A 24,559-nucleotide genomic window follows, 5' to 3' on the forward strand; every position below is an offset into this window, starting at 1 on the left:
AACACTAGAATATAAATCAGGTGTTATATCGTACCATCGGGGAAATATGAGCAATATAGATTTAGATAAGACTCGTGAACAACTGGTTACCGACCTCATTAAAGCCCGTGAGCATATTTCCCGTCTACAACGGCAACTGATCGATTACCAGAGCCGGGATATAGCCTATCCAGAGATGATGTTGCAGAGCATCCCGGACGGGATTCTTCTGTTTGACAAGGAGGGCTATCTGGCAGAAGTAAAGCCTTCTCAGGATCCCCTGCTCTCTACCCTGTTTCCGATAGAACATTTGATTGGTCATCAATATACTGAATTTTTTCCTGACGATCTGACCGAAAAGTTCTCCGACGCTGTATCTCAGGCAAGAAAAAAGCCCCAAACCCTCCAGACATTTCTGTATGAAGCGCAATCGCCTGATGGAGTAAAAGTCAGTGTTGAATTCTGGGTCAAGGTTTTCCCTGGTGGGAGTGTGGCATGTTCTTTTCGTCCCTCCCAGACCGAAAGTCAAGCCCCTGAGCAAGATGTTCACCGGCAAAATGTCTTCTACCATAACCTCATTGAAATTACCCGTCAACTTTTAGAAAATGCATCGCCATCTCGCTTCTGGCAGATCCTCACCGAATTAATTCATCAGCACATGGGATTGTACCTGACTCGAACTTACCTCTACCAGTCGGATAGTGAATCTCTTTCTCTTATCGCGGGTACCGGAGACGTAACCATCTCGAGTCAGAGCACCCACCTGACCTTTTCCACCACCAGCCGTTATCCAGCCGTTCGAGCATTTAAACAAAATCAGGTTGTCCTGATAACTAACCCGGCTGCAGAAACCGGTATCCCCCCTAATATCCTTTTGCCGGGTATTCAATTCCTTCTGGAAATTCCTATTGAAGGGGTAGGAGTCCTGGAACTTGCATCTGAGAAAAGCCAGGCATTTGACAGGGATGAACAATTGATGCTTTCCTCTCTTGCACAAATGGTCCGAATGATATGGAAAGTTCTTATAGAAAAAGATGCTTTAGAAAAGCAAAAAGAACTGTTTTTCCTGGAAAAAGAAATCAAAGAGCGCATTCAACAAACGAAAACCATTGACGAAGCCTTGCAGGTGACCTTACAGGAACTGAGTAACGCCCTGGGATTTGAGCGCGCAGAAATCCGCTTAAATATCAACCCGGACAGAAAGGCAGCCTCTGGAAATGAATGAGGGTATTTCCTCCCGGCTCGAAGAGCGGTTGAAACGCCTGCTGGACGAGATAGACATTCCTCCACCTGTTCCAGAAAAGTCGGCTTCCGCTGGAACCATTCCCACACCTGAACCCTTCCCGCAGGAAATCGTTCGAACCTTTTACCCGGGTTTAAACCTCCTCATTCATTCTGAAATGCCTAAAACTTCCACGTTGCCTGCGGTTTCTATTCCTATTGCCACTGAAGATCTTTACATCGGTAAAATTACCCTCTATAAAACGGATAAGCCCCTTCAGGAACACGAAAAGACCCTGATTGAAACGGTTCTCAAGATTCTGGCTTCTCATCTGGGAAAACTTGTCCGACAACCTGAAATGCTCAATGTGTCTGTCAGCACAAAGCAGGGAGAAAAACGCCCTTTTCCCAAGAGCATTATTGAGGAACGCGGGTATTCTTTCTGGAATCATGAAATTGCTCCCCTTTTATCTTCCATTCCTTCCACTCTAGACCCTCTTCTGACCTCCTTAGAATATCAGGATGATCTGGCTGGACAAATCCATCTCAGTCTGCAAGGCATTCCGGACACACAAGAGCATGGTGAATTTTTGAGAGGGGTTTTAAGTACCCTGCAAGAGCATCTGATAAGTCTTTCTTATCAACAATTCTCCAAAAATCTTCTGGAACAACAACTGTCCTGGGAAAATGCATTAGAGAAAATTCTCCATGCCCGCTCCCCTGCGGATGTTCTTACTGTATTTTGCGAAATAATTTCCTCTACCGCAAAAGCGTATCTTCTACATTACATCGAGTCTTCCGGCTTCTTCGAAATCTCATCCCAGTGGAGTTCTCGACCTCAGTCTACATCAGGACTCAGACAAATTGTTGCTGACCCCATCCTTCAGGTAATTACCCATCCTGAAAAAATCCTGCAAATTTCATCAAATACTGAGACTCCCGGGGCATTAAGAGAATTGAAAAACTTTCTCAGCCCTGAAGAGCATTTGCTCGTCATTCCACTGATTTCAGGAGAAACGCCAGAGGGTTGCATTCTGCTAATGTCAACACAAAAACCAGTTATCTGTGAAGAAGACGAAAGAAAACTCCTTCACCTTGCCGGGGTGGCTTCGCTGGTATTACACCGCTTGACGGAGTAAATGTCATTTCTTACCCGCCCAAAGCAGCCCCAGACTGAACAATGCAATCAGAAAAACCCCATATTGATATCGAAAATCGGAAGAAATATTGACCAGCAGCATAATGGATGATTGCAGGATGGGAATCACCCCTACCATGAGTGCCCATCTCCATGAACGCCGTTGCAAGGAAGCCATCCCCCAAATAATGAGAAACACGTAGAAAGCCCCGCCAGCGCTCCACAAGATACCCGCCCCGTGTGTAGAACTCCAGACAAGAAATCGCGCTAAGGGTAAGGTCAAATCGGGTAATACCGGTTGTTCCGTTACCCCATAAGGATTGTCATTAATCCAATGGACATTCCCATCAATGATCTCGATATTGTGATAGAGCGTGGTACACGAAACGCACACCTGCCAGACCAAACCACTACTGCACGCCCAATGCTGAAGGTCTACTTCAGGATTGCGGAGCGCCAATCGAATAAACAGGGAAAGATGACGGGAATGGTTTTGGGCAAACAATTCATGGTTAAAATGATCTGTGAAGTAGATAGGACTGACGTTACAGCAATAGTAAGGCCAGGAGTCCAACGGCATCAGTGCGTTAAGATAGGCTTTTTCTTCATCCGTAAGTGGGGTTCCTCTGGTGATATGGGCACCAAAATGATGAAGAAAAATGGTGTCTCCGAGGACATAACTGTTTCGCTCAACCTGAAAGACATCGTAGAGGGGACCCCGAATTCCCAGCCCCACTGCTGACCCAACAAGCACCGCAAGCCCAATCGTTTTCCAGTAATTCCGGTACAGCGCTAGAAGCACAATGAACACAACGATAAAAATTGCAACGCCGTTATGTCGAAAAAGGAACACGACCGTTGCCATCAAAGATAACCCTAACCCATGACGCTTTTCAGTCAGCCATTTTCCTTCTGATTCTGCAATCAATATACATATTAAGAACAATCCCGCCAGCCCATACGAGTAAGGGACATCCTTCCAGTGAGTGATGGCAAAAACAGGATTGGCAGGCACCAGTGCCAATAGAATGCTCATTCCCCAGCCAGCCCATGCCGAAAGCCCCAGAGATCGCAACTGTCCCACTCCCCATCCAATCAGCATACTGAACGCAATAATTTGCAGGAGCGTCATAGAGGCTGGTGAGTTCCACAATTTTGCCATTCCGGCAGTCAGGAGGGTGTAAATCGCAGGCGCCCAGTCATTAAATTGACCCGTCAAGACCTGGCGCCACTGATCAATAGAATCTTCCGAGAGAATTGCCGGGTAAAACGCCAGCCAGTAAATCAAACCCGTCAGAAAGGGTGGAATACTGTAACCAATCCAAGACAGGAAAGGTACCGGTTGTAACCAGGAATACCGCCGGTGAAGGACAGCATACCCCACCAAAGAAAGTACGCACCAGGTCAGTGCCACCCAGTAAGCCGCGAAAGCCAACCAGGATAATGGTCTGGCGAATGGCTGAGGATTTTCCAGTTTGACAATTATCTGTGAGACTTCTGAAGCATAGAGATTGATCTCACGACTCTGTCCATCCCACTGTACCAGCACTTTTCCGCCTTCCGGACCACCTCGAAACACCAGATACCCTCTATGAAGAAGCCTGCCATACCAGCGTAAACTTCCCGTGTTCCCGGCTGATAAAATCCACCCGTCGTCATTGCGTTGCCATCCTTCGCCCTGAAATTGATGCAGAGGAATGCGATAGCGATTTCCGTCCGATAAGTACTCCATCCAGAGTTGAGAAGATGATTTGGAAGTTCCGTCCTGTGGGATTGGGGTAATCGTTAATTCATGCTTGGGGAAAAGGAAAGCAATCCATTCGGGGCGCATTGGAATGGCAACCATCAACCAGAGGGAAAACCCTGCAGCAAACAGTACCGCAAGAACCCTCTGCCAGATGGGAATCCTTCGCAAAGCGGGGAGATAAATATTTTCCGTCAGAGATTGAGCAATGAATGTTCCCAAAGCGGTCAGGATCACTACAACAAGCCCAAACTTCCAGCCAGAAAGGTCTAACTGGCGCAATACAAGAGCACATACAGTGATTGCAAAGGCTGTTCCTGTACCCAGCCAGATTCCTTGAAGAAGAATTTTTTTCCACCCGCGCATGCACAGCCTCAGTTATGGGAAAGTCCTGTTGAGTATATCACAGGGGTGAAAATCTTCTGCTCAAGCGAAACAAATCGAAATTGTGGTATGCTTTTCTAAAAGAGATTGTAAAAGGTGGACTATGATTGCAGATTTCGCCCGGCGGGTGGTAGAAAACATCCAAAAAACCTTTGTGGGCAAAGAAGAGACGATACGCCTGTTACTGGTTGCAGTATTGTGTGAAGGACATGTCCTCATCGAGGATGTACCTGGAACGGGAAAAACCACACTTGCCCGGGCGTTAGCAACATCACTGGGATGTACGTTCCGCAGGATTCAGTTTACTCCTGACCTTCTTCCCTCAGATATTACCGGCATTTCATGGTTCAACCAGAAAACTCAGGAATTTGAATATCGCCCCGGTCCCATCATGACCCAGATTCTGCTTGCCGATGAGATCAACCGTGCCACCCCACGTACCCAATCAGCATTGCTGGAGGCAATGCAGGAACGTCAGGTTACTGCAGATGGAATCACCCGAAGACTGGAACGCCCCTTTCTGGTTCTGGCGACGCAAAACCCGGTCGAACTGGAAGGTACTTTTCCCCTTCCTGAAGCACAAATTGACCGATTTTTCCTTCGCGTTAGTCTGGGATATCCCGATCCTTCTGAAGAAAACACCATCCTCACACGCTTTGGTTCCCATGACCCTGTGACGGATTTAAGACCTGTCACACAACCAGAAGAAATTTTCGAAATGATTGCGTTAAGACAGAAAATCCATGTAGAGGCTTCTGTTCAGGATTACATGGTAAAAATTGCAAGAGCCACAAGAGAAGAAGCCGATATCCTTCTGGGAGCAAGTCCACGGGCAACACTGGCTTTGTATCAAGCCTCTCAAGCCATCGCTGGAATACAGGGTAGAGATTATGTGATCCCCGACGATGTAAAAAGCGTCATCGCTCCTGTCCTGGCTCACCGGCTGGTCATTTCCCCTCAGGCGCAACTCCGCGGACGCAACGCTCAAGATCTGATTCATGAACTGGTCTCTCGACTTCCTGTGCCGGTTGAGTCATGAATCCCATCGCCTGGCTTCCCCTGCTTTTCTTCTTGTTCCTGATGGGGATTGCTCTCCAAGCCCAGTGGTTAATTTTTTTCAGCATGACCATTGTGGTTGTGTTTGGCATGGTCCACTACTGGACTACCCATGCGCTGGATCATGTTCATTACCGACGAAGTTTTCGGTACCGTCGTGGTTTCCCCGGCGAAGAGAGCCCTGTAAGCATCGAGATCAGCAATCAGAAAGCCCTCCCTCTCTCCTGGCTTAAGACAGAAGACCCCTGGTCATTGCAGATTGCCCCTACCGATGAGGCTTTGCTGGCACCTTCCCCCATTGAGGGAGAAGGATGGCTCGTGAATGTTGCCAACCTGCGCTGGTTTGCAAAAGTCCGCCGCCAATTCTCAATGCGATTTGGAAAACGAGGAGTGTATTACGTAGGAGAAACACGCCTGTCATCCGGAGATCTCTTTGGCTTAAGCCAGATAGAACGAACCATTCCCAACCGGGAATATCTGACCGTGTTTCCAGCCCTTTTGCCATTTGAAATGCTGGAACTCCAGGCAGAAGATCCATTTGGCGAGGCACGCACCAGGAACACCCTGTTTGAAGATCCGACTCAATTTGCCGGCATTCGCCCATACCGTCCAGAAGACGGCTTTCGACGTATTCACTGGGCTGCAACAGCGCGAAGCGGAGAACTGCAGACAAAAATGCTTCAACCCGTCTCGGCGCACACGCTGGCAGTATGCCTGAATCTATCCACATCGGAGCAATTCTGGCTGGGATATTCTTCTCCATTACTGGAAAAATTAATCAGTGTTGCCGCCACGCTCTGTTATTATGGGGTTCAGCACCGCTACAGTGTTGGACTGTATGCCAACGGCTGTCTTGCAAATTCAGATCAGCCATTCCGGATTCAACCCGGTGAGACCCAACAGCATCTTGCACATCTGTTAGAAGCCCTGGCAGGGATTACTCCCTACATCCCTCAACCATTTGAGGCATTCCTCACCGACTCCCTCCCTCAAATTCCATATGGCACAACGTTACTCATTATCACTGGAATATTGCCGGAGTCTCTGGTAGAAACCCTGATGCGACTCCGCACCATTCGTCGCCGCATTCTTCTCTACAAAATTGGCAGTCCACCCCAGGTAAACATCCCGGGTATTCGAGCCATCCATGTGCCATAAGAGTTGATGTGTTACCAAAACCCTGCCATGAAAACGAAAATCTTCTCCCTGCGTCCGATGGAAATGTGGAAACACTTCCCCCTTTTGTTTCAGGGGGGAATGGAAATGGTTTGGGCATCGCTCTGGTACGCAGGGCTGTTTAGTGAGCAGGTTCGTATCCCCTGGTGGGGCATCTGGCTGATTTTCTGGGGCATCCTCCTCTTCAGTTATGGACTGAGAACCGCAATGATCCACGTCAAGCGATGGGAGATAGCATTTCAATCTGTTTTTCTACTCTGGGCACTCACTGCGGGTATCCTCTCGCTGAAATGGATTTTTTATTTTCAAGTTGGAATTGGATGGAAACCTCTTCTTCTGTCTCCCTGGTATGCGTTGACAGGAGCAGAGGAAAGTTTCCTGCCCTTCTTTCATACCCTGATGATGCCTCTGATTATCCTGCGGGGCATTGCCCTGGCAAATTCCATCCCGGAAATAAGCCAGGTTCTGGTGGATTTTCAAACCGGTCTTGTTGGCATTCTTCTCTTTGGACTGTTCTACCTGCCAGTACAACCCGAATTATCGGCAACAGGGTTATTCCTGTACCTCTGGATCGGATTAGTCACCCTGAGCAGCACCCGTATCTATGGAGTTAGCGCCTTTCGGGGTGGAAAGTTATCCGCTATTAATCCTGCCTGGGTTTTGGGTTTGTTCGTCTTTTCAGGGCTGGTGATTCTTCTGGGATTGCTTTCAGGGGCTCTTTTTAGCAGTTATTTGGGGAAGTTCCTCCTCCAGATTATCATTATTTTGATCGCCATTCTGGGAGGACTGATCATTTTGGTTGCTTTTCCCCTCCTTATTGGAGTCATGCGGCTTTTGATCTGGGTATTTGAACGTTTTGGAGGGCGAATGAACGAGATTCAAAACGCCATCCAAAAAGCACTGGAGCAAACCCAGGCTTATTCGGTTCAATGGATTGAAAGTCAGCAGAAAACCATCAGCACTTTGAAAATTGCCATTCCGCTGCTGGTGTTGCTTGCCGTTCTGGCAGCAGTATGGCTATGGCTCCGTCATCAGAGCCAGTCTCAAAATCTTCAGGAAGAAGAGGAAACCCAAAGCGAACGTCCAGGGCTATCCAATTTATTCTTCTCCAACCGAAAAAGCCGCCAGAAAAAGAGCCGGTTTTCCCCCCAACAATTACTCGCCATTGCCCGTATTCGTAGAATATACCACCAGTTTGAAACCCTGTGCGCACGGGCAGGAACCCCTCGCCCCACCAGCGCCACTCCGTTAGAATTTGCCGAGCAATGTAATGAACACTTCCCTGAAGTGAGAAAAGACGTCCAAATCATCACCCAGATGTATGTACAGGTGAGATATGGTGAAATTCCAGAAACCCCTGAAGCATGGAAACAGGTACTGGAAGCATGGAAAAATGTTGAGCATTTTCTGAAAACAAAAAAGCCTGCTCGAGAGCAGGCTCTGAAGAGAAACACTATCTCTTAACCTTCCCCAAACGCCTTTAAAATTCGAGCAATGTGCATGGCGCCTTTCAGATACAGGTCCAGACGGATATTTTCATTAGGCGCATGCGCCTGAGAACCGGGATGCCCAATTCCCGCCGTCACCACAGGCACATTTAATGTCTCAATAAAGACATGATTTGGTCCCGATCCGCCCACCATCGGAACAATTTGCATGGGTTGCCCATAAGGTTCAACCGCAGCATCCACAACCAGTTTGACGAACGGGTCATCGGGGTCTGTCAAAGCAGGAGACTCCCCACCGAGGAAGGTCACTTCTACATCCTCAAATCCTTCAGCGTCCAGGTGGGCGCGTAATTTTTCGAGAACTTCTTCAGGAGTCTGGTGAGGAACCAGGCGGAAATCCACTTTAGCACTGGCTCTGGCTGGCTGAACCGTTTTGGAACCAGGTCCCTGATAGCCGGAAGTCAGCCCGCAAATTGTGCAGGTAGGTTCATACACCTCAGCAATCTTTAACGGCGTTCCTCCGGTTATTCCTCTCAGAAAAGATTTGACCCCATAACGGGTTTTGTATTCTTCAGCAGGATCGGGTAAGGCTTCCAGAAGAGCAATTTCTCGTTCTGTGGGTTGGCGCACATTGTCATAGAACCCACGGATACGAATGCGCTCGTCCGTGCCTTTCAAAGAATTGAGCGCCCACACCAGCCGCCAGGCGGCATTCGGCATAATCGAACCACCCAACCCTGAATGCATATCCTGGCTGGCAGTTTGAACGCTGAGTTCCACATAACAAATCCCCCGCAAACCCAGATACTGCATGGGGACATCGCGGAAATCTACACCGCCGAACTCCCAGATACATGCATCAGCCTTAAGCAGATCAGCGTGTGAACGCACAAACGGCGCCAGATGGAGGCTGGAGGTTTCCTCTTCCCCTTCCAGAATAAATTTTACTGTACAGGGCAGTTCTCCTTCTTCCGCAAGGAGGGCATCAACGGCAAACAGCCGGCTGGTGAAGTGCCCCTTATCATCGCTAACGCCCCGTGCGAACAACTTACCCTCTCGAATGGTAGGCTCAAAGGGTGGAGTATCCCAGAGTTCCAAAGGTTCAGGGGGTTGAACATCGTAATGGTTGTAGAACAAAATGGTTTTGGGACTTTTTCCTTTGCGCTCCGCATAAACAATTGGGGCGCCATCTGTAGGAAAAATTTTGACCTCAAACCCTCGCTTTTTCAACATCTCAGCAGTCATCTCTGCTGTTTCATGCAAACCCCAGTTTTGCGCGGAAACGCTCGGCTGAGCACAATACCGCGAGAGTTCCTCAATACTCTCATGCAGGTGATTCTGTAGATACAAATCAATTTGAGAAAAACGGGACATACGAGCCTCCTTGATGAAACTTGGTTGTTTTGAGACCTAGAAGGGGAGGAAGTTCAACAAACCTGCCCCTCCATATGCAAACAGGAGCATTTTCAACACTTTCCCAATCCAACAAAACAGCAGGAACCGCCACACCGGCATTCTTAACATTCCAGCAATGATTCCAGCCACATCAAATACCGGATTGGGAACGAAAGCCAGAACCAGCACCGTCCAAACCCCGTAACGCCGCATCCAATACACTAACCGATCATATACATCAGAGCGTTCAACCACGCCCCTGCCGCTGATACCCGCAAGATATCCGGAAAGTTCACCCAGCGCACTGCCCGTTCCTGCCACCACAGCCACCCAAAAGGGATGAAAAACAGCCCCCATTAGAGAAGTAAATAACACCCCCGGTACTGGCAAAATCAGGGTGGCATTACTCAGCAATGAAACCAGGAACAAGCCCGGATACCCCAATCCGGCAAGTTGTTTTACCTGGTCACGATACAGGTAAATGGAAACCGAAAGGACGATTACGAGGAGCAATAAGAGAATTCGGACAATTCGTAATCGCGTCTCCGGTTTCATTCAGCAGGCTGTTCCTCTCCAAGCAGTTTTTCGATTCGAGCAATCACCATATCGAGGGCAACAATGTTCATTCCCCCTTCAGGGATAATGACATCGGCATATCGTTTGGTAGGCTCCACAAACTCTAAATGCATGGGGCGAACCGTTTCCAGATATTGACGAATTACTGACTCGGTTGTTCTGCCCCGTTCGACAATGTCCCGTTGTAATCGTCGAATAAAACGGATATCGGGATCAGTATCCACAAATATTTTCACATCAAAAAGCGCGCGTAAAGCAGGTTCGTAGAAAATCAAGATTCCATCCACCAGAATGATCCGCCGCGGTTCAACCAGAATGGTCTCTTCAGTTCGGGTATGATGCGCAAAATCATACACCGGCATATGGACTGGCTGCCATTGTTTCAGTTGATGAATGTGCTGAATCAGCAAATCCGTCTCCAGCGAGTCCGGATGGTCAAAATTAACTCGCTGCCGTTCTTCCAGAGATAGATGAGTTAAATCCCGATAGTAAGCATCATGAGAGAGGCAGGCGATACGATGACTGCCAACCCGTTCAATGATGCTTTTCACAACAGTTGTTTTTCCAGAGCCGGTTCCACCGGCAATACCAATTACGAGGGGATTCAGGCGTCCTTGCATAATCGAATTATAGCAAATGCTGAGGAAACTACGGGTAGGAAATTAAAAAATGGTCAAGAGTCGTGGTTTGATTGCCTTTTTATGTTATATTCTGGTTATGCCCAGTTTGGATTATGAACTTTTATCGCATGGACGGGCTTCTGCAATTGCAGGAGAGAAAGAAATGGCGCGCCGCTATCTGGAACGCTTCTTGAGACGCTCACCCTCAGAAGAGGAGCGTCTCGAGGCTTTATACTGGCTGAGCGAAGTGGTTGACGACCTCAGGGAAAAACGAGCGCTATTAGAAGAAATTCTGGCAAGCAACATGGGAGATGTTCGCGCGCGCCGGAAATTAGCCATTCTGGATGGAAAAATTAAACCAGAGGAGATTGTTGATCCCGAACACCTTCCTGCTCCCGGGGAAATCCAAACCAATGGCACCCGTTCGTTTACCTGTCCTCAATGTGGCGGCAGGTTGACCTACGCACCTGATGGACAATCTCTGGTGTGTGAGTTTTGTGAAAGCCAGTCCCGAATTCGCCAGCAACGCCCCACAAAAGAAGATGATTTTCTTATTGCCATGGTCACCGCGAAAGCCCAGCGACATCCCATCCAGCACCACGTGGTGGAATGCAAAGGGTGCGGTGCTTCCTTCACGCTACCTCCCCAGGCACTCACCCATGTTTGCCCCTTCTGTCAGACTCCCTATGCCATCGAACAAGTTGAAGTCCGGGAATTAGACGCCCCGGATAGCATCATTCCATTTAGAATTTCCAGGGAAGAGGCACGAAAAATTCTGGTTGCATGGCTACGCGAAAATTCGCCCGAAGAAAAGCCTTCCCTCAAATCCATGTCTGGAGTGTATTTACCGGCATGGGTATTTACCATCGGCGGGCAAATTGACTGGAAAGGCTGGATATTCAAAGAGAAAAAAACGGTGCCTGTTCAAGATCGCCAAATCCTTAACATTCCGGATATCCTCATCCCCGCAGTGAAGGACTTTACGGAATCCCTGAAACCTGTATTTGATTCTTTTTCTCTAAGTGATTTGATTGCATTTGATTCGGGGTACCTCGCCAGTTTTCATGCAGAAACCTTTCAAATTTCCGCTGCCGATGCTTCCCTTCTCGCACGAGAGAAAGCCGTTGAATTGATTCGTGCAAATATTACTGCAAGCGCATTTTCTCAAATTCACGATCTGGCGGTCAAGACACCCAATATTATGGTTGAGTCTTACCGACTGGCTTTATTCCCCGTATGGATGGTGGTGCTTCGTACTGGCTCCACCCAATTCCGGGTGGCAATTAATGGGCAAAACGGAAAATGCTACACAGAGCGGGGAAGCTCATCATCTCACTGGCTGAAAAAGTTACTGGGATTGTGACGAGAGATCATCCAGAATTTTACGGGCAAAAGCCTGGCTGAACGCCATGGTCTCTTCAAAACCCTTTTCCCCTCGCAATAAGGTATGATGTTCACCCGAAACGAAGTGAAACTCCAAAGGAGCCTTTATCAGGCGAGCCAGACGAGCAGTGACCTCAGGACGCACAACAGGATCATATCTGCCCTGAAGGATACAAACCGGCATGGACAAACGCGGCGCTGACCGCTTAACAGAGCGACTCAGAGCACGAAATTGCTCCAGAAATAATAAGGGTACCTGAATCTGTTGCACCATCTTTCGCAAAGAAGGCACATCTACCGGCACATCCGGTGCTGCACGGCGAGCCTCGGCTTTTAACTGCTCAACCCACTGAGGGAAAAGGCGAAATGGATAAATTGCCTGTGGGAGAAACAGACGCACAATCCCGACCAGAAGGCGGATCCCCATGGATTCGGGAATCCAGAAAGGTGCCAGAAGAAGCAATCCATGTGGCTGAGATTTTTCCGCCGCCACAATCGACAACCCTCCCCCCATGGAAAAACCCGCCAGGAGCACTTTCCGCCCCTGGGTTTTGTAATAGGACACTTCCTGCACGATTTTATCTACCCATCTCTGTAACCCGTGCTGATACATGTTGGGCAACTCGGCTCCAAAACCCGGTAACAGCAGGGCTTTGACCGTCCATCCCTGTTGATTGAAAGCCATTGCCCACTCACGGACCTCAGCAGGTGTACCGGGAAAACCGTGAACCAAAACAGCAACCGGATCCCCTCCCTCCAGTATAAATTCCTGATGTTCATCCCCCTTAAGAATGCCTAATTCGGGGAAAACAATTTCCTCTCTGGGTACGTAAATGGCGTGCAAAGCATCAAAAAGCAGGAGGAAACCACCCTGCACCAGGATGCCCAGTCCCATACCACGCCACCACTCATCTCCCCCGCTGGACATCATCCAAATCCCGCCCAAAACATAAAGCACATCCAGTCCTGTATTGACCCAGAGAAACTTTTGAAGACGGGAAGCATCTCGACTGAAACCTTGAAAGTCTGGAGGCGTTTCAATTTTTTTATTTAAGCCGCGCAAGGCAAATAAGGCAATGGCACAATCAATCAATCCCCAGAGCGCACTCTGGAAACCAAAGCCCTTCCAGAACAAAGCAGGGTGTAACAACCCCAAAACAGCGCCAGCAAGGACGCTCAAAGTACCCCAGGCAAACAGGCGATGACTGAGAATTTTCTGGTAATAGTAGATCATCTGGTTTCAGCAAAAACCCAATTCAATCTGGCGATTCTTCTCAAGAACTCTCCGCGTTTAACGCATCCAACAGGTTCAAAATGCTCTCGTTTGAAGGAATGTCCGCCATGGAGTCGCCATAATGGCTATACCGAATAACTCCCTGTTTATCAATCAGGAAAAGCGCAGGCATCCTCCCGAATTTAAATAAACTGACTTCCTGATCATAACGATTGGCTACTCTGGAACGAAGATCGGCGCATCCCGGAAAAGGCATCTCATTCTCTTGCCAGTACTTCCGAAAAGCATTGGGACCATCGGGACCAATGGCAACAATTTCTGCCCCACGCTTGACAAACTCCGCATAATCCTGACGCAACTGCGCCAGATGTTGACGGCAATAGGGTCATATAAACCCACGCAAAAGCACCAGGACTACTGGCTTTTTCCCCCGGAAATCAGATAATCGAATAAGGTTTCCCTGTGTGTCGGTTAATTCAAAGTCAGGTGCTTCCATCATGCGAGACAATCGTTCAGCCATATCCTTCCCCTCCATCCTATTGAAATTTATACCTGCCAAGAAATTCTTCAACTGCTTTCAAAAACTGATCAGGGCATTCTTCCTGTGGAACATGGCCACAATTTGAAAAAACTACCAGTTGCGCCTGAGGAATTTCCTCAGCCAGTTTCAGGCTGAGCGATGTGGGTACGATACGATCATCATCCCCGGTCACGACGAGTACCGGCATGGTCAATTCAGCAAAACGGAGGGAGAGATCTTCACTACCGCTGCCTGCTTTGGTAAACTCCCACAAGGCGCGATCCCAGTTTTCCATATGAAGAGGTTTGCGATATCCTTCTATTACTTCTGGGGTTAATTTCGAAGGATCGTGCCAAGCCATTGAAATCAGGGATTGTCCCTGCTCGCCTGCAAAAGCAGATCTCAACAAATAAGGTCCAATGCGGTTCAATTGAGGAGTGTTCATGAGGGCACGAATGAATGATGACTGAACTCCTCCACCCTGATAAATAGCGGCATCTACCAGAATTAACCCAGAAACTCGTTCGGGATGAGCCAGAGCCATCTGCATTGCCAGCCTGCCCCCCGCTGAGTTTCCAATCAGGATTGCCTGATTGACTCCAAGACGATCCATTAATCCAACCAAAAGAGAAATATTGCCTTCAACGCTGTACGGATTTATACCCTGCCAGTCTTTGGGCATAGGACGGCTGGTCAACCCAAAGGCGGGGCGGTCGTAAGCAATGACCGTACCATGAACAGAAAGTGGTTCCACCACCTCCCGCCAGGAAAACGTACTGGCGCCAAACCCATGAAGCAAAATGATCGCGGGTTCACCGGCACCGTACTTCTTGTAGTGGACCTGAATACCCTGGATCTGGATGAACTGGCTGTCTGGGTCTTTTAATTCATTTACATTCCGGATGTCCTGCAAAGGGGGTACAGGCAAGATCAATGGGACAACCAGCAGTCCTGCCAGCAAAAGCAACAAAATCACCCCAATAACCCTCAATATCCCAGAAATCCGCTTCATAAATCCCCCTCTTTCATACGGGTTAAAAACTCAAGGATGGCTGACACCACCTGTTCTTGCTGCTGTTCGCGAGAAATCTGTGCGGGAAGATCGCCATTCTGATCACCATACCAGCCAAACTGAGCATGGTTCCCTCCGGCAATTTCCACCCAGAGGGTATCTGCCGGTAAAAGAGGGCGAGATGCCAGTACTTTTTCAGGTGTGGCAAGTCCATCCTGAGAAGCATATATGGAGAGAACTTTGAGAGATGATATTTCCCGCAGGTTATCGCTGTTTGCCGGGTACGATGCCAGTAAAATCAGCCCTTCAACTTTATCCGGGTGTTGCTTGATGAAATGAGCCGCCATGGCACCACCCAGAGAATGTCCGCCAACCACCCAATGCTTTACATCTGGATAAGCCCGAATCACATCCAGGGCAACGTCCGGATCAAAAACCGCCAGATTTAAAGGCATGGAGGGAATCACCACCAGGTAGCCTTTCCCGGAAATACTCCGCGCAAGCGGCGCATAGGATCGGGGATCTACTCTGCCGCCGGGGTAGAAAATCAAACCCGTATCCGGTTCCCTCAAAAGCGGGGTGAAAACCAACCAAGATGACTCAGATACAGAAACCTGTTGATCAGACTGGAGTGCATTCATCGCTTCTGGCACAGGCTGCGCAGGCGTGGACCCCCAAATGACAAAACTGCCAATGAACAGAACAAGAATGACCGGCAAAAGCCATAAAATTCGCAGTTTCTTCATATGAAGATTCTACGTCATCCACGGCTATTCGAGAAGATACGCTCTATACAAACCCTGTACAAATATCTTAGAAATGGATTTCTGCAACCTGATCAAAATCAAAGGATAAGGTTTGCGATTCTTCTTCGTCTTCTTCCCAGTCCAGAAAATTCCCTGCTAAACCGCGATCACACAGGGAACGATACACACAGAAACGACAACGCTTTTCTTCAGTGGTGGGAGGAAAGACATCATCCTGTTCAATCCAATCAATCAATTGAAGGATGTCTTGCCTGTCCTTTTCAAACTGTTCTTGAGAATACGGCAAATGCACACTTTTTTCTGGAGCACCAGCAAACCAGTAAATCATCTCCACATCTTGAGGTCTCGGAGATTCCGTTCCAAAAATATTTTTACCGGCTTCCACAAGCACATAGCGATACACGCGTGTTTGCCAGCGCTGTGACAGATGAATGACTTTGGGAACTTTCTCTCCAGTCTTCCAATCCCAAATGATCCAGCGCAATGGATCGGTTTTCATTTGAATGAAATCAAAGCGGGCAAAGAGGCGGTATTGTCTGATCGGAAGACTGAGGGCAAACTCTACTTTTTTCACCTGGCCTACATTCAGTGACGGGTACAGTTGCACAAAGTTATTCCACCACGTATACAAAAGGGGATCGCTCCCGGCAACCTTTTCCAGAAGCGCCAGGTCTAAGCCCACCAGTGCCTGTTGTGCCAGCCGATGAAACTGCTCGCCCAGCAAGCGATGCCTCTCATACTCTTCCAGCGGCTCCACAGGCGGGGCAGGCCAGGCAAGTTGCTCTAAATACCGAAGCCAGAACCGGCGCGGGCAATCGGCATAGTCCTGCAAACTGTGCTGACTGAAAACAAACGATTGTTGGTCTGCCAAACGCTTAACAGGTTGGTTGAGCATTTTGCCTCCACAACTCTTCCAGCGCCATCAAGGCACGCGCAGCATGGTACCGCCCTTTCCTGCCCGTGTTCCAGGTAATCACCAGTTCCTGACGAGCCCGGGTAATACCAACGTAAAGAAGCCGTAATCGCTCTCTGGCATAATCCCGGCGGGCACGGAGGGTAGCAATTCCTTCGTGATACCATTCATACTCATCACGGGAGAAAAGAATGCGCAACTGTTCCAATAACTCCGCCGTTAAATTAAGGTGGTCACGGATAAACCAGTCTTCGGCAATATAGGTATCCTCCGGATCGCCGGCAGGAAAATCATAATTGTTCACTGACATCAGGTAAACCCGATCCCACTCCAATCCTTTGGCTTTATGCATGGTGGCAACAACCACCTTGCCTTTGTAATCATCCGGGTTGAAGTTTAAGTCATCCTTGCTGAAGCCGGCAAAACGGCGCTCATTTTTCACAATTTTATCCAGTTCATCCACATAATCCTTCAACTGCCAGCCCGGGTTCATCGATTTCAAAATATCCAGAGCCCCGGCAAGTTTATGGGCAACAGCCAGATCAGCCGGTGCGGTGAACAGGTCCTGCGCAAGGGTTAGAATCAACTGGTCAATGGGCAATACCACTGCCATGCTCCATCGGCGAAGCAATTCCCGGAAATGACTGCATTCCTCAACCAGAGTGGGATCCGTACTGAGCAGTTTTTCATCGTCCAGAGGGTCTTCCCCGGGGAAAGGAAATACCCACTTTTCCAGCAGGGACTGGCGCTGAATCCATTTTGCCACTCGTTCAATCGTGGGTTTTTCATCCGCTGTGATGGCACGGGCGGATCTCCAGGTTTTGTACAACTCACTCAATTTTATAGCACTGGTTGGTGAAGCCAACCACTCCAATACCTTTTTCAACACCCTCGCGGCTGAGCGTGTCTGAGTGGTGGTTTTTAGCAAGGTATCTACCACCGGAATCTGGTATCTGTTGAGGAATTCAACAAAATCCATGGCTCTTTGATTGCGTGGTACAAGCACAGCCACCGTACGATTCTGATTGTTTTCATCTTCGAGCCATCTTTTGAGGGATTTCACAACTATCTCAAATTCTTGCTGGTCTTCTAACTCCTTCATGAAAAGTGTAATTCCTCGTGGAACATCCGGGGGATTGGGCTTGGGATCATCCGGCTGAGTAGGTTGAATCAGGGGTAGATCCAGACCATTTTTGAGGACATCTTCCTCATCCAGGGTTTGTGACCAGCAAATCAACAGATTCGCCAGGCGAATAATATCAGGCGAAGAACGTCCTGACTCTGGCAATTCTCGTGGAATTACTCCCGGGAGTTTTCGGAAAGATTTCAGGAATTCCGGACTGGCAGTAGTAAAGGTTTCATAGATTGCCTGGTTAGGGTCGCCTACCCTGACCCAGTTTCCCGGGCTTCCCGCCAGTTTTTTGAGAATCTCTTCCTGTAAACGGCTGGAATCCTGGGCTTCATCCTCCAGAATATAGGGCCAGCGGTAACGCAGTTGCTCCAGAAAGACTTCATCTTGCTCAAGAATGGAATACGCCAGATAAATCAGGTCATCAAAATCAACCGCTACACGATATTGAAGGGCTTTCTGGTATTCCGTATATAACTCGCAAGCCACCTCTGCCAGCGCTAACGGCATGGGCAACCTGTCCAGTTCGGTACGCAAACGCTGGGGGGTGATACCCTGGTCTTTACAATAACGAATGGCATTACGGGCTAAATTCGAAATCAGGCCAAAAACATGCTCCCGCATCACCTGTTCCACATCGCGAGGGCTTAAATCGGGCTTCAGATATCCCTCGACCCAGTCCATGTGACTACGAATCCAGAGGCGTGCAATTTCCATCAGGATCCGTTCCGATTCACCCTCATCGAGAATACGGTAATTTTCAGACAAACCCGCCAGCTCGGGGCATTCCCGGACAATGTCATTCGCCAGACCGTGAAGTGTGCGCACAGTGTAACCCATCCCGGGAATAGCCCCAGCCTCATGAATGAACGAGGCAATCCGGCTGGCAAAGTTATCTACAGCGGCATTCACCAGGGTAACTATCAGAACTTCCTGATCATCATCCAAGCCGCCACTGAGGATCAGGTTTGCAGCCAGACGGGAAAGGGTAAAAGTTTTCCCCGCACCAGGCACGGCGGAAATCCCCATCCATCCCCCCTGATAATTCAGGATGGACTGTTGACTGAGGCGCAGACGAACTTCAGTCACGCCGACCTCCGTTAATGAGGACCCGGAAGAGCGCCTTGAGGAGTAATCCGCGCTGCTCAAAACCGGCTTCGTTTAAATCACTGTAAGCGATGAATACCTTTTTCCGGCAACGCCGCAACAACCCGAGCGAGATACGGTACAGGGAATTGCGATTGAGTTTGATTTCTTCTTCCGCAGTCCATTTTCTTGCAGGTTCCCAGCGCCGGCTCAACACAATCGGATGGGTTAAGGGCTGGAAAATGCGTTCGTACCATGTTTTCGCCCCAATATCCAGCCAGAACTGATAGTCCACAATGTAATTGTTCATCAAAAAAGTATGAGCGGGTGCAATAAACACTGCGTTTTGCTCGGAGGGCTGCCAGTTCATCAAGTACAGGGCGGAGATTACACCCTCCTGAACCAGCAACAGGTATTCTTTGCCCAGAGGCATATCTCCGAGGCGATGCTGCACAGCCCGGCGGAACTTCTGGACGGATTCGATAAGATTAGCGGTCACCTGGGCAGCATCCAGGCGAGTGTGAAAGCCAAACCCGGGGCGTGATAAAACCTCATCGAATAACCGGCTGAAGAAAAAGTCCAGTTCGTTTACCGGATGTTCTGCATATGCCTGCAACCACTCAAAAAGAATCTGATAGCGCTCTGCAATGCGATGGGTAATGCGTTCTCGCATGTCCATCTGGATTTTCTCTCCAAAGGGCTGTAAAGTCATGATGCCGTTTTGTCTCCGGTAACAGACTTCTATCAGCAAGTGAGCGCGCGCCCAATCCAAATCTTCAATCGCCAGAAGAAGCGCTTTCTGCAAATCCTGCTTTTCCGGAAGCATCTCCCAGTGAGGATGGGCTAACCTGGCAAGAGTCAACAGACACTGTGCAGCAGGTTCGTCATTCAATGCCCGCGAGGGACGATGAGTCCGATAAGGAATTTGATGCCTTTCCAGCCTGTCAGCAAGCGAAAAACGCAGCGCATCAGATAAGATAGGCGCTAAAATGGCAATTTCTCCTGGTGGAACCCCCTGATTCACCAAAGTTACAACTTTTTCTACTGTCCAGTCCAGCATTTGAGGGAAAAACCGCAGAGATTTTTCAGGCGGTTCGACCACTTCCCTGAAATTCGAGAAAGAAGCTCGGACTACCGGATGACGGGATTCTTTACGCTCTACCGAGTCCCTCATGTGAATTGCCAGATCACGCATCACCTGAGGAGCGGCAGAATATTGCTCAAAGCGGACATCCGTATCGCAAACGGATGCCAGTCGCGCGGCGCTTTCCGGGTCCGCGCCCAGAAAAATGCGAAAACCGGCATCTGTATCCATAATCACCAGAGCAGAGTCTGCCTGAGGAAGCACTTCCAGCAGAAAATCATGTGCCAGAGGGATATCTTCCTCGACATTGTCCACAATCCAGTGGCGATATGAAGCCAGAAGGTATTCCCGACACAGAAGTGTCTTCCACAAATATCTGGAAAACACTTCAATTTGCAGTGAAAAATCCAGCAGGTTATGCTGAAGACAGTATTCTCGAAATTGATTAACGCAAACCTGAACATCATCATAAACGTGCAATTGTTCAGGGGCACCACTCCAGGAAGATTTGAGGCGTTCTGCAATTTCTGTATGGGGAAAACCTGCCAGCGCAGCCTTATTGAGATTATCCAAAATCTGGCTGTACAAACGCGCCCGCTCTACTTTCACTGTCTGGAAAAAGCCCTGATCCAGAAGCGGACGAACCAGAGAAGCCATAAAATATTGAGCGTTTTCAAGCGTCAAGAATGTAGGTGATTGCTCTGGATGAGCAAAACCGGCATCCCTGGCGATCAGGGGCCAGAACAAGCCCACCATCCGTTGAGCCAGCCCGCTGAATGTGGAAACGGTGACCTCACTGCCATTCCCCTGAAATTGGTGCAAAGCCCGATAATAGGGAATACCCAGTGTCCGCTGGGGAACCATGATCATGATGGTATGTCCAGGCACACCCGATTGCAATAAGGCATTCAATCGTTCTATCGCTGCAGTGGTTTTCCCACTGCCTGCAGGTCCCTCAATGAAAGCACGGCAAAGAGGTAAATTAACAACGCGGGTTTGTTCAGAAGTAAGCGAAATCATAACTCGGGTTTACCGGCAGGACGCTCAATTTCTTCAATGGCTTCAAATGGCGTCACCCCACCAAAACTGACTCTTAGAATGCCTAAAAGGTAGCGATCCATGGTGCGCACGGCGGGGTAAATGGCGTTGCGAATATAGCCAGCCGTAAGTTCTTCTTCCATGAAATTCAAACTGCTTTTATAGCGTACCTCTCCATCGGCAAAATCCATTTCAAAGTTTCCAATACGCATTCCGTAATTTGCGCGGGTAATAAATTCTGCGACAGAGGGTCTTACCGCTTCTGGAACCCGAACTGGAGCAACGGCATAAAACAGTAATTCTTCCACATCCGGGACAATGGTGATAAAACAGCGCAAATCTCCATTTTCTCCCGTGTAGCCCATGGTGAAGGAGAATTTTCCTTCAATCCGACGAGGATGCCAGCCATCTTCCTCTAGAAAATCCTGTAGCGTTTCGAAGGCTCTCAGCACATTGGGCGAAATGGGATTCTCTTCGGATGACTCTCCTGACCCTTGATAAGACACATTCCCTCCTTCAGGCAATCTGCTCTAGTTTTGGGTGATGTACTGGATGGCGTACTCTGCATCCGCATACCCCGGGTGCTCTCCCAGGGCTTTTAAGAACATTTTATAGGCTTCTTCCCGTTTTCCCAAGCGATACAGCCCCCAACCTCGCCATAACATGGCTTCTTCCGAATTAGGAGTAATTTTCAAAGCATATTCGGTCAAAGTCATTAATTCGTCCAGACGAAAGTCGTGAAAATAAGCCATAAATGGACCAAACTGATAACGCAACATGCGTTGGGGCAAACCAATTTTGCGTGCCTGATCATATGCCTGAGCGGCTTCATGGTACCGGTCAAAGTAAACCAGATTCGTCCCTAGATTGAACCAGGCAAACGCATTGGATGGATCCTGACGGGTTTCACGCTCTGCCTGTTTCAGCGCGTTCATCCGGTTTTTATCCAGATCCCAATCCTCACCCAAAATTTCTTTGACCGTTTCCTCCTGCTCAGGATAATACAGCACAATATAGACGCGATTAAAGGCTTGCCAGTTTTTATCCAGATCAGCGTACGCAACTTTTATATTAGGGCTGACAAAAGAATCTTGCGCAATAAAAATTTGTTGTTGATCATCATAACCCGTCAATAACAGGTAATGTCCAGCCCAGCGATCATCATTGGGCCAGTAACTCTCCTCCATCATGAAGGTCTCTTCTATCATCACGGGAATGCCCGCAGCAATGAACTGGCGGAGACGATCAATACTCCCTCCTACACGGTATTGAAGCCGTAACCAGCCTACATTGTGAAGGGTATAAAGAGCCAGTTCCTCCACATTCACATTGCGGTCATCCCGCATGGGTTTCACTTCGCTGGCAATGTCTGCCTGAGTCCCTTTCCAACCAAAGAACTTCAAAGCCATTGCCAGAGTAGCAGGACCACAATTGTTAATATCCTGCTTCTCATATTCAGGCTCTGGCAAGAGAACCTGTGGAGGAATCGGTGTTGGGGTCGGGGTGATGGTTGGAGATGGCGTAAGAGAAACCGTTGAAGGAGTTACGAATGCCTGAGACCCCATAGAGGGTGTGGAAGTCCATTGAGGGGTAGCAGTCGGATTCGAAGCAGCCTGGACAATCCGAGGAGTGGGAAGAGGTTTGACCGGATTAATGACCCCCCGCACATAGGCACGGGCAAAATCAAAACGCCAGCCATAACGTACACGAACTCCTGGCAAATTCCATACAACAACCCCAAGGATGATCACACCAATAAAGATGGATAACCCAATAAAAAGGCTTCTCTGTTTAATGCTCATGGGGCAAATTGTACCAGACTTCTCCTTATAGGTTTTCAAACCTTTTCGTGATAAAATGCTGTCAGACATATGCTCACCGATCCCCTTGGCAGAACCATCAGGTACCTGCGTATTTCGGTTACAGACCGATGCAATCTGCGTTGTGTGTACTGTATGCCTCCTCAGGGCATTCCGCTGTCATCACATGACACTATCATGCGCTATGAGGAAATCCTTGAAGTCGTCAAAGTTGCCGCTGAGCAAGGCATCACTGCTATCCGTCTTACAGGCGGAGAACCACTGGCACGAATGGGAATCACCGAACTGGTTCGGATGATCGCCAGTGTTCCCGGCATTCACGATATCAGCATGACCACCAATGGACTCCTGCTGGAACGATTTGCTCAAGAACTCAAAGAAGCCGGTTTAAAGCGTATTAATATCAGTCTGGATACCTTAAAACCGGATCGATTCAGCCGCATCACCCGCGGGGGCTCATTTGAGCAGGTCTGGCGAGGAATTTTAGCCGCTGAAAAGGCCGGGCTAAACCCCATCAAATTAAATACCGTCGTCATGCGCGGGGTAAACGATGACGAACTGAGTGATCTTGCCAGCCTGACACTGGAACATCCATGGCATGTGCGTTTCATTGAGATGATGCCTGTAAACAACCAGGAAGCATGGGATGATGGCTTCCCACCCATCAATCAGATTTTTGTTGCCCTGTCGGAAATTAAACAACGGCTTGCTGTGCTGAACCTAAAACCTGTTCAGGAGAAATCGGGCAATGGCCCGGCACGGGTATTTTCCATTGAAGGGGGGCAGGGCAAAATTGGTTTCATCTCCCCCATCAGTGAGCATTTTTGCGGAGAATGCAACCGGCTACGCCTGACCGCCGATGGCAACCTGCGTCCATGTCTGCTGAGCGATTTGGAGATACCCCTGTTGCCCGCTCTGCGGAAAGGAGAAGACATTCTCCCTTTGCTTCAGCAAGCGGTTCAATTAAAACCCGAGGGACACACTCTCCAACAAAATCAACGTACTTTTACCCGCTGTATGATACAGATTGGCGGATAAAGCGCTAATCAGAGTTTCCCGTGCAAAAATAAACCGCTCTTTCGAGCGGTTATTTTTATCCAGTGCCAAACTGGCGATCGCCTGCGTCCCCTAATCCAGGGACGATATACCCTTTTTCGTTCAAATGATCATCAATTGCCGCAAGGTGAATGGGAACATCAGGGTGATGTTTCTCCATCAAAGCAATTCCTTCAGGAGCGCCTATCAAGCCAACAAATTTGATTTTCTTCACCCCCCAGGTTTTCAAAATATCTGCAGTTGCCACTGCCGATCCACCGGTTGCCAGCATGGGATCCAGAATCAGGCATACCTGAACGCGGGGCTCCACGGGGAGTTTGTTGTAGTACTGGACAGGTTTCAACGTCTTCTCATCCCGATACACTCCAATATGCCAGACTTCTGAAGAAGGCATGAGTTCCCAAACGCCTTCTACCATACCCAGTCCCGCCCTCAGAATAGGCACCAGCCCAATTTTTTCTTTGAGTTCACGACAATGGGCAATCGCCAGAGGCGTCTGAACGTCTACCGGCATCGTTGCCAGATCACTGGTTGCTTCATAAGTTAAGAGTGCTGCCAGTTCCCGGACCAGTTGGCGAAACTTTTTGGGTTCAGTATTGACATTTCTCAGAATGGAAAGTTTGTGCTGGACCAGAGGATGGTTGGAGATAATTACGGTCATTTCCACCTCCCGGAATTTTTCCCATTATAACGTGAATTGGCAATGACAGGAAAAAGTTATTCATTTCCAGAGAGAAAGAGATGCCGAGATACCATTTGTAAGGATTGGTATAATAGAAC

At 48.7% G+C, this 24,559-nt stretch carries 20 protein-coding genes and 1 pseudogene; 7 read left to right on the forward strand and 14 right to left on the reverse strand.

From position 1 onward, the window contains the following. Positions 1 to 46: 46 nt before the first annotated feature. Both LHF31_RS10175 and LHF31_RS10180 read left to right on the forward strand, forming a co-directional pair. Entirely contained in the window at positions 47 to 1,204 is a 1,158-nt protein-coding gene (locus LHF31_RS10175) for a GAF domain-containing protein (RefSeq protein ID WP_298005355.1), read from the forward strand. Further along, the gene (locus LHF31_RS10180) at positions 1,197 to 2,339 is read left to right on the forward strand and encodes a hypothetical protein (protein ID WP_298005358.1); all 1,143 of its coding nucleotides are present in this window, start codon (positions 1,197 to 1,199) and stop codon (positions 2,337 to 2,339) included. The genes LHF31_RS10175 and LHF31_RS10180 overlap by 8 nt, the downstream gene beginning before the upstream one ends. Positions 2,340 to 2,342: 3 nt before the next feature. On the opposite strand, the gene LHF31_RS10185 is transcribed toward LHF31_RS10180, so the two are convergent. Beyond that, positions 2,343 to 4,448, reverse strand: coding sequence for a hypothetical protein (locus LHF31_RS10185; RefSeq protein ID WP_298005360.1), 2,106 nt, complete (start codon positions 4,446 to 4,448; stop codon positions 2,343 to 2,345). 121 nt (positions 4,449 to 4,569) lie between these two features. Here LHF31_RS10185 and LHF31_RS10190 point away from each other — a divergent pair, with 121 nt between their 5' ends. Genes LHF31_RS10190 through LHF31_RS10200 form a run of 3 tightly spaced genes read left to right on the forward strand, consistent with a single transcriptional unit; the run spans position 4,570 to position 8,162 of the window. After that, positions 4,570 to 5,505, forward strand: a complete 936-nt coding sequence (locus tag LHF31_RS10190; RefSeq protein ID WP_303774195.1) for a MoxR family ATPase — start codon at positions 4,570 to 4,572, stop codon at positions 5,503 to 5,505. Next, positions 5,502 to 6,680, forward strand: coding sequence for a DUF58 domain-containing protein (locus LHF31_RS10195; protein ID WP_303774196.1), 1,179 nt, complete (start codon positions 5,502 to 5,504; stop codon positions 6,678 to 6,680). Before LHF31_RS10190 ends, LHF31_RS10195 begins: the two co-directional genes overlap by 4 nt. A 27-nt stretch (positions 6,681 to 6,707) precedes the next feature. Continuing rightward, a complete protein-coding gene (locus LHF31_RS10200) occupies positions 6,708 to 8,162 on the forward strand; it encodes a DUF4129 domain-containing protein (protein ID WP_298004949.1) in 1,455 nt (484 codons plus the stop codon). Here LHF31_RS10200 and LHF31_RS10205 read toward each other — a convergent pair. From LHF31_RS10205 to udk, 3 genes are read right to left on the reverse strand one after another with little or no spacing between them, the layout of a single operon-like run. After that, the gene (locus LHF31_RS10205; protein ID WP_303774197.1) at positions 8,159 to 9,520 is read right to left on the reverse strand and encodes a M20/M25/M40 family metallo-hydrolase; all 1,362 of its coding nucleotides are present in this window, start codon (positions 9,518 to 9,520) and stop codon (positions 8,159 to 8,161) included. The two genes, LHF31_RS10200 and LHF31_RS10205, sit on opposite strands and share 4 nt — an antisense overlap. 36 nt (positions 9,521 to 9,556) lie before the next feature. Next, positions 9,557 to 10,096 (reverse strand): YqaA family protein, encoded by a 540-nt coding sequence (locus tag LHF31_RS10210; RefSeq protein ID WP_303774198.1) that lies wholly within the window; start codon positions 10,094 to 10,096, stop codon positions 9,557 to 9,559. Then, positions 10,093 to 10,737, reverse strand: coding sequence for a uridine kinase (gene udk / locus LHF31_RS10215; protein WP_298004186.1), 645 nt, complete (start codon positions 10,735 to 10,737; stop codon positions 10,093 to 10,095). Before udk ends, LHF31_RS10210 begins: the two co-directional genes overlap by 4 nt. Positions 10,738 to 10,786: 49 nt before the next feature. On the opposite strand from udk, the gene LHF31_RS10220 reads away from it, so the two are divergent. After that, positions 10,787 to 12,100, forward strand: a complete 1,314-nt coding sequence (locus LHF31_RS10220) for a hypothetical protein (RefSeq protein ID WP_298004189.1) — start codon at positions 10,787 to 10,789, stop codon at positions 12,098 to 12,100. Here the strand turns inward: LHF31_RS10220 and LHF31_RS10225 are convergent. The 9 genes and pseudogenes from LHF31_RS10225 to LHF31_RS10265 all read right to left on the reverse strand — a co-directional run bounded on the left by LHF31_RS10225 (position 12,086) and on the right by LHF31_RS10265 (position 22,705). Then, entirely contained in the window at positions 12,086 to 13,354 is a 1,269-nt protein-coding gene (locus tag LHF31_RS10225) for a carboxylesterase (protein ID WP_298004192.1), read from the reverse strand. The two genes, LHF31_RS10220 and LHF31_RS10225, sit on opposite strands and share 15 nt — an antisense overlap. A gap of 40 nt (positions 13,355 to 13,394) precedes the next feature. Continuing rightward, a pseudogene (locus LHF31_RS10230) lies at positions 13,395 to 13,844 on the reverse strand (peroxiredoxin family protein); the annotation flags it as partial. Positions 13,845 to 13,890: 46 nt separating this feature from the next. Next, positions 13,891 to 14,886 carry an alpha/beta fold hydrolase gene (locus tag LHF31_RS10235; protein WP_303774199.1) on the reverse strand — a complete coding sequence of 332 codons (996 nt, stop codon included), beginning with the start codon at positions 14,884 to 14,886 and terminating at the stop codon, positions 13,891 to 13,893. Further along, on the reverse strand, positions 14,883 to 15,632 hold the full coding sequence (locus LHF31_RS10240) for an alpha/beta fold hydrolase (protein WP_298004295.1): 750 nt from the start codon (positions 15,630 to 15,632) through the stop codon (positions 14,883 to 14,885). Before LHF31_RS10240 ends, LHF31_RS10235 begins: the two co-directional genes overlap by 4 nt. Positions 15,633 to 15,699: 67 nt before the next feature. Then, the gene (locus LHF31_RS10245) at positions 15,700 to 16,548 is read right to left on the reverse strand and encodes a PD-(D/E)XK nuclease family protein (protein WP_298004293.1); all 849 of its coding nucleotides are present in this window, start codon (positions 16,546 to 16,548) and stop codon (positions 15,700 to 15,702) included. Beyond that, the gene (locus LHF31_RS10250) at positions 16,529 to 18,784 is read right to left on the reverse strand and encodes an ATP-dependent helicase (protein WP_303774200.1); all 2,256 of its coding nucleotides are present in this window, start codon (positions 18,782 to 18,784) and stop codon (positions 16,529 to 16,531) included. Before LHF31_RS10250 ends, LHF31_RS10245 begins: the two co-directional genes overlap by 20 nt. Further along, positions 18,777 to 20,885 carry a UvrD-helicase domain-containing protein gene (locus LHF31_RS10255; protein WP_298004289.1) on the reverse strand — a complete coding sequence of 703 codons (2,109 nt, stop codon included), beginning with the start codon at positions 20,883 to 20,885 and terminating at the stop codon, positions 18,777 to 18,779. Before LHF31_RS10255 ends, LHF31_RS10250 begins: the two co-directional genes overlap by 8 nt. Continuing rightward, on the reverse strand, positions 20,882 to 21,409 hold the full coding sequence (locus tag LHF31_RS10260) for a YbjN domain-containing protein (RefSeq protein ID WP_298004287.1): 528 nt from the start codon (positions 21,407 to 21,409) through the stop codon (positions 20,882 to 20,884). Before LHF31_RS10260 ends, LHF31_RS10255 begins: the two co-directional genes overlap by 4 nt. A gap of 24 nt (positions 21,410 to 21,433) precedes the next feature. Then, a complete protein-coding gene (locus tag LHF31_RS10265) occupies positions 21,434 to 22,705 on the reverse strand; it encodes a C39 family peptidase (RefSeq protein ID WP_298004284.1) in 1,272 nt (423 codons plus the stop codon). Positions 22,706 to 22,774: 69 nt separating this feature from the next. Here LHF31_RS10265 and moaA point away from each other — a divergent pair, with 69 nt between their 5' ends. Further along, entirely contained in the window at positions 22,775 to 23,761 is a 987-nt protein-coding gene (gene moaA / locus LHF31_RS10270; protein WP_298004281.1) for a GTP 3',8-cyclase MoaA, read from the forward strand. Between the two features lie 55 nt (positions 23,762 to 23,816). On the opposite strand, the gene upp is transcribed toward moaA, so the two are convergent. Then, complete coding sequence (upp, locus tag LHF31_RS10275) at positions 23,817 to 24,446, reverse strand: uracil phosphoribosyltransferase (protein ID WP_363324754.1); 630 nt, start codon at positions 24,444 to 24,446, stop codon at positions 23,817 to 23,819. Between the last annotated feature and the right edge of the window lie 113 nt (positions 24,447 to 24,559).

It is taken from the genome of Anaerolinea thermophila (assembly GCF_020723905.1).
Classification (GTDB): domain Bacteria; phylum Chloroflexota; class Anaerolineae; order Anaerolineales; family Anaerolineaceae; genus Anaerolinea; species Anaerolinea thermophila_A.

Excerpts from the sequence above, each read along its gene's own strand:
- LHF31_RS10175 (WP_298005355.1), top strand. The coding sequence starts at position 47 with ATGAGCAATATAGATTTAGATAAGACTCGTGAACAACTGGTTACCGAC.
- LHF31_RS10180 (WP_298005358.1), top strand. The coding sequence starts at position 1,197 with ATGAATGAGGGTATTTCCTCCCGGCTCGAAGAGCGGTTGAAACGCCTG.
- LHF31_RS10185 (WP_298005360.1), bottom strand. The coding sequence starts at position 4,448 with ATGCGCGGGTGGAAAAAAATTCTTCTTCAAGGAATCTGGCTGGGTACA.
- LHF31_RS10190 (WP_303774195.1), top strand. The coding sequence starts at position 4,570 with ATGATTGCAGATTTCGCCCGGCGGGTGGTAGAAAACATCCAAAAAACC.
- LHF31_RS10195 (WP_303774196.1), top strand. The coding sequence starts at position 5,502 with ATGAATCCCATCGCCTGGCTTCCCCTGCTTTTCTTCTTGTTCCTGATG.
- LHF31_RS10200 (WP_298004949.1), top strand. The coding sequence starts at position 6,708 with ATGAAAACGAAAATCTTCTCCCTGCGTCCGATGGAAATGTGGAAACAC.
- LHF31_RS10205 (WP_303774197.1), bottom strand. The coding sequence starts at position 9,520 with ATGTCCCGTTTTTCTCAAATTGATTTGTATCTACAGAATCACCTGCAT.
- LHF31_RS10210 (WP_303774198.1), bottom strand. The coding sequence starts at position 10,096 with ATGAAACCGGAGACGCGATTACGAATTGTCCGAATTCTCTTATTGCTC.
- udk (WP_298004186.1), bottom strand. The coding sequence starts at position 10,737 with ATGCAAGGACGCCTGAATCCCCTCGTAATTGGTATTGCCGGTGGAACC.
- LHF31_RS10220 (WP_298004189.1), top strand. The coding sequence starts at position 10,787 with ATGGTCAAGAGTCGTGGTTTGATTGCCTTTTTATGTTATATTCTGGTT.
- LHF31_RS10225 (WP_298004192.1), bottom strand. The coding sequence starts at position 13,354 with ATGATCTACTATTACCAGAAAATTCTCAGTCATCGCCTGTTTGCCTGG.
- LHF31_RS10235 (WP_303774199.1), bottom strand. The coding sequence starts at position 14,886 with ATGAAGCGGATTTCTGGGATATTGAGGGTTATTGGGGTGATTTTGTTG.
- LHF31_RS10240 (WP_298004295.1), bottom strand. The coding sequence starts at position 15,632 with ATGAAGAAACTGCGAATTTTATGGCTTTTGCCGGTCATTCTTGTTCTG.
- LHF31_RS10245 (WP_298004293.1), bottom strand. The coding sequence starts at position 16,548 with ATGCTCAACCAACCTGTTAAGCGTTTGGCAGACCAACAATCGTTTGTT.
- LHF31_RS10255 (WP_298004289.1), bottom strand. The coding sequence starts at position 20,885 with ATGATTTCGCTTACTTCTGAACAAACCCGCGTTGTTAATTTACCTCTT.
- LHF31_RS10265 (WP_298004284.1), bottom strand. The coding sequence starts at position 22,705 with ATGAGCATTAAACAGAGAAGCCTTTTTATTGGGTTATCCATCTTTATT.
- moaA (WP_298004281.1), top strand. The coding sequence starts at position 22,775 with ATGCTCACCGATCCCCTTGGCAGAACCATCAGGTACCTGCGTATTTCG.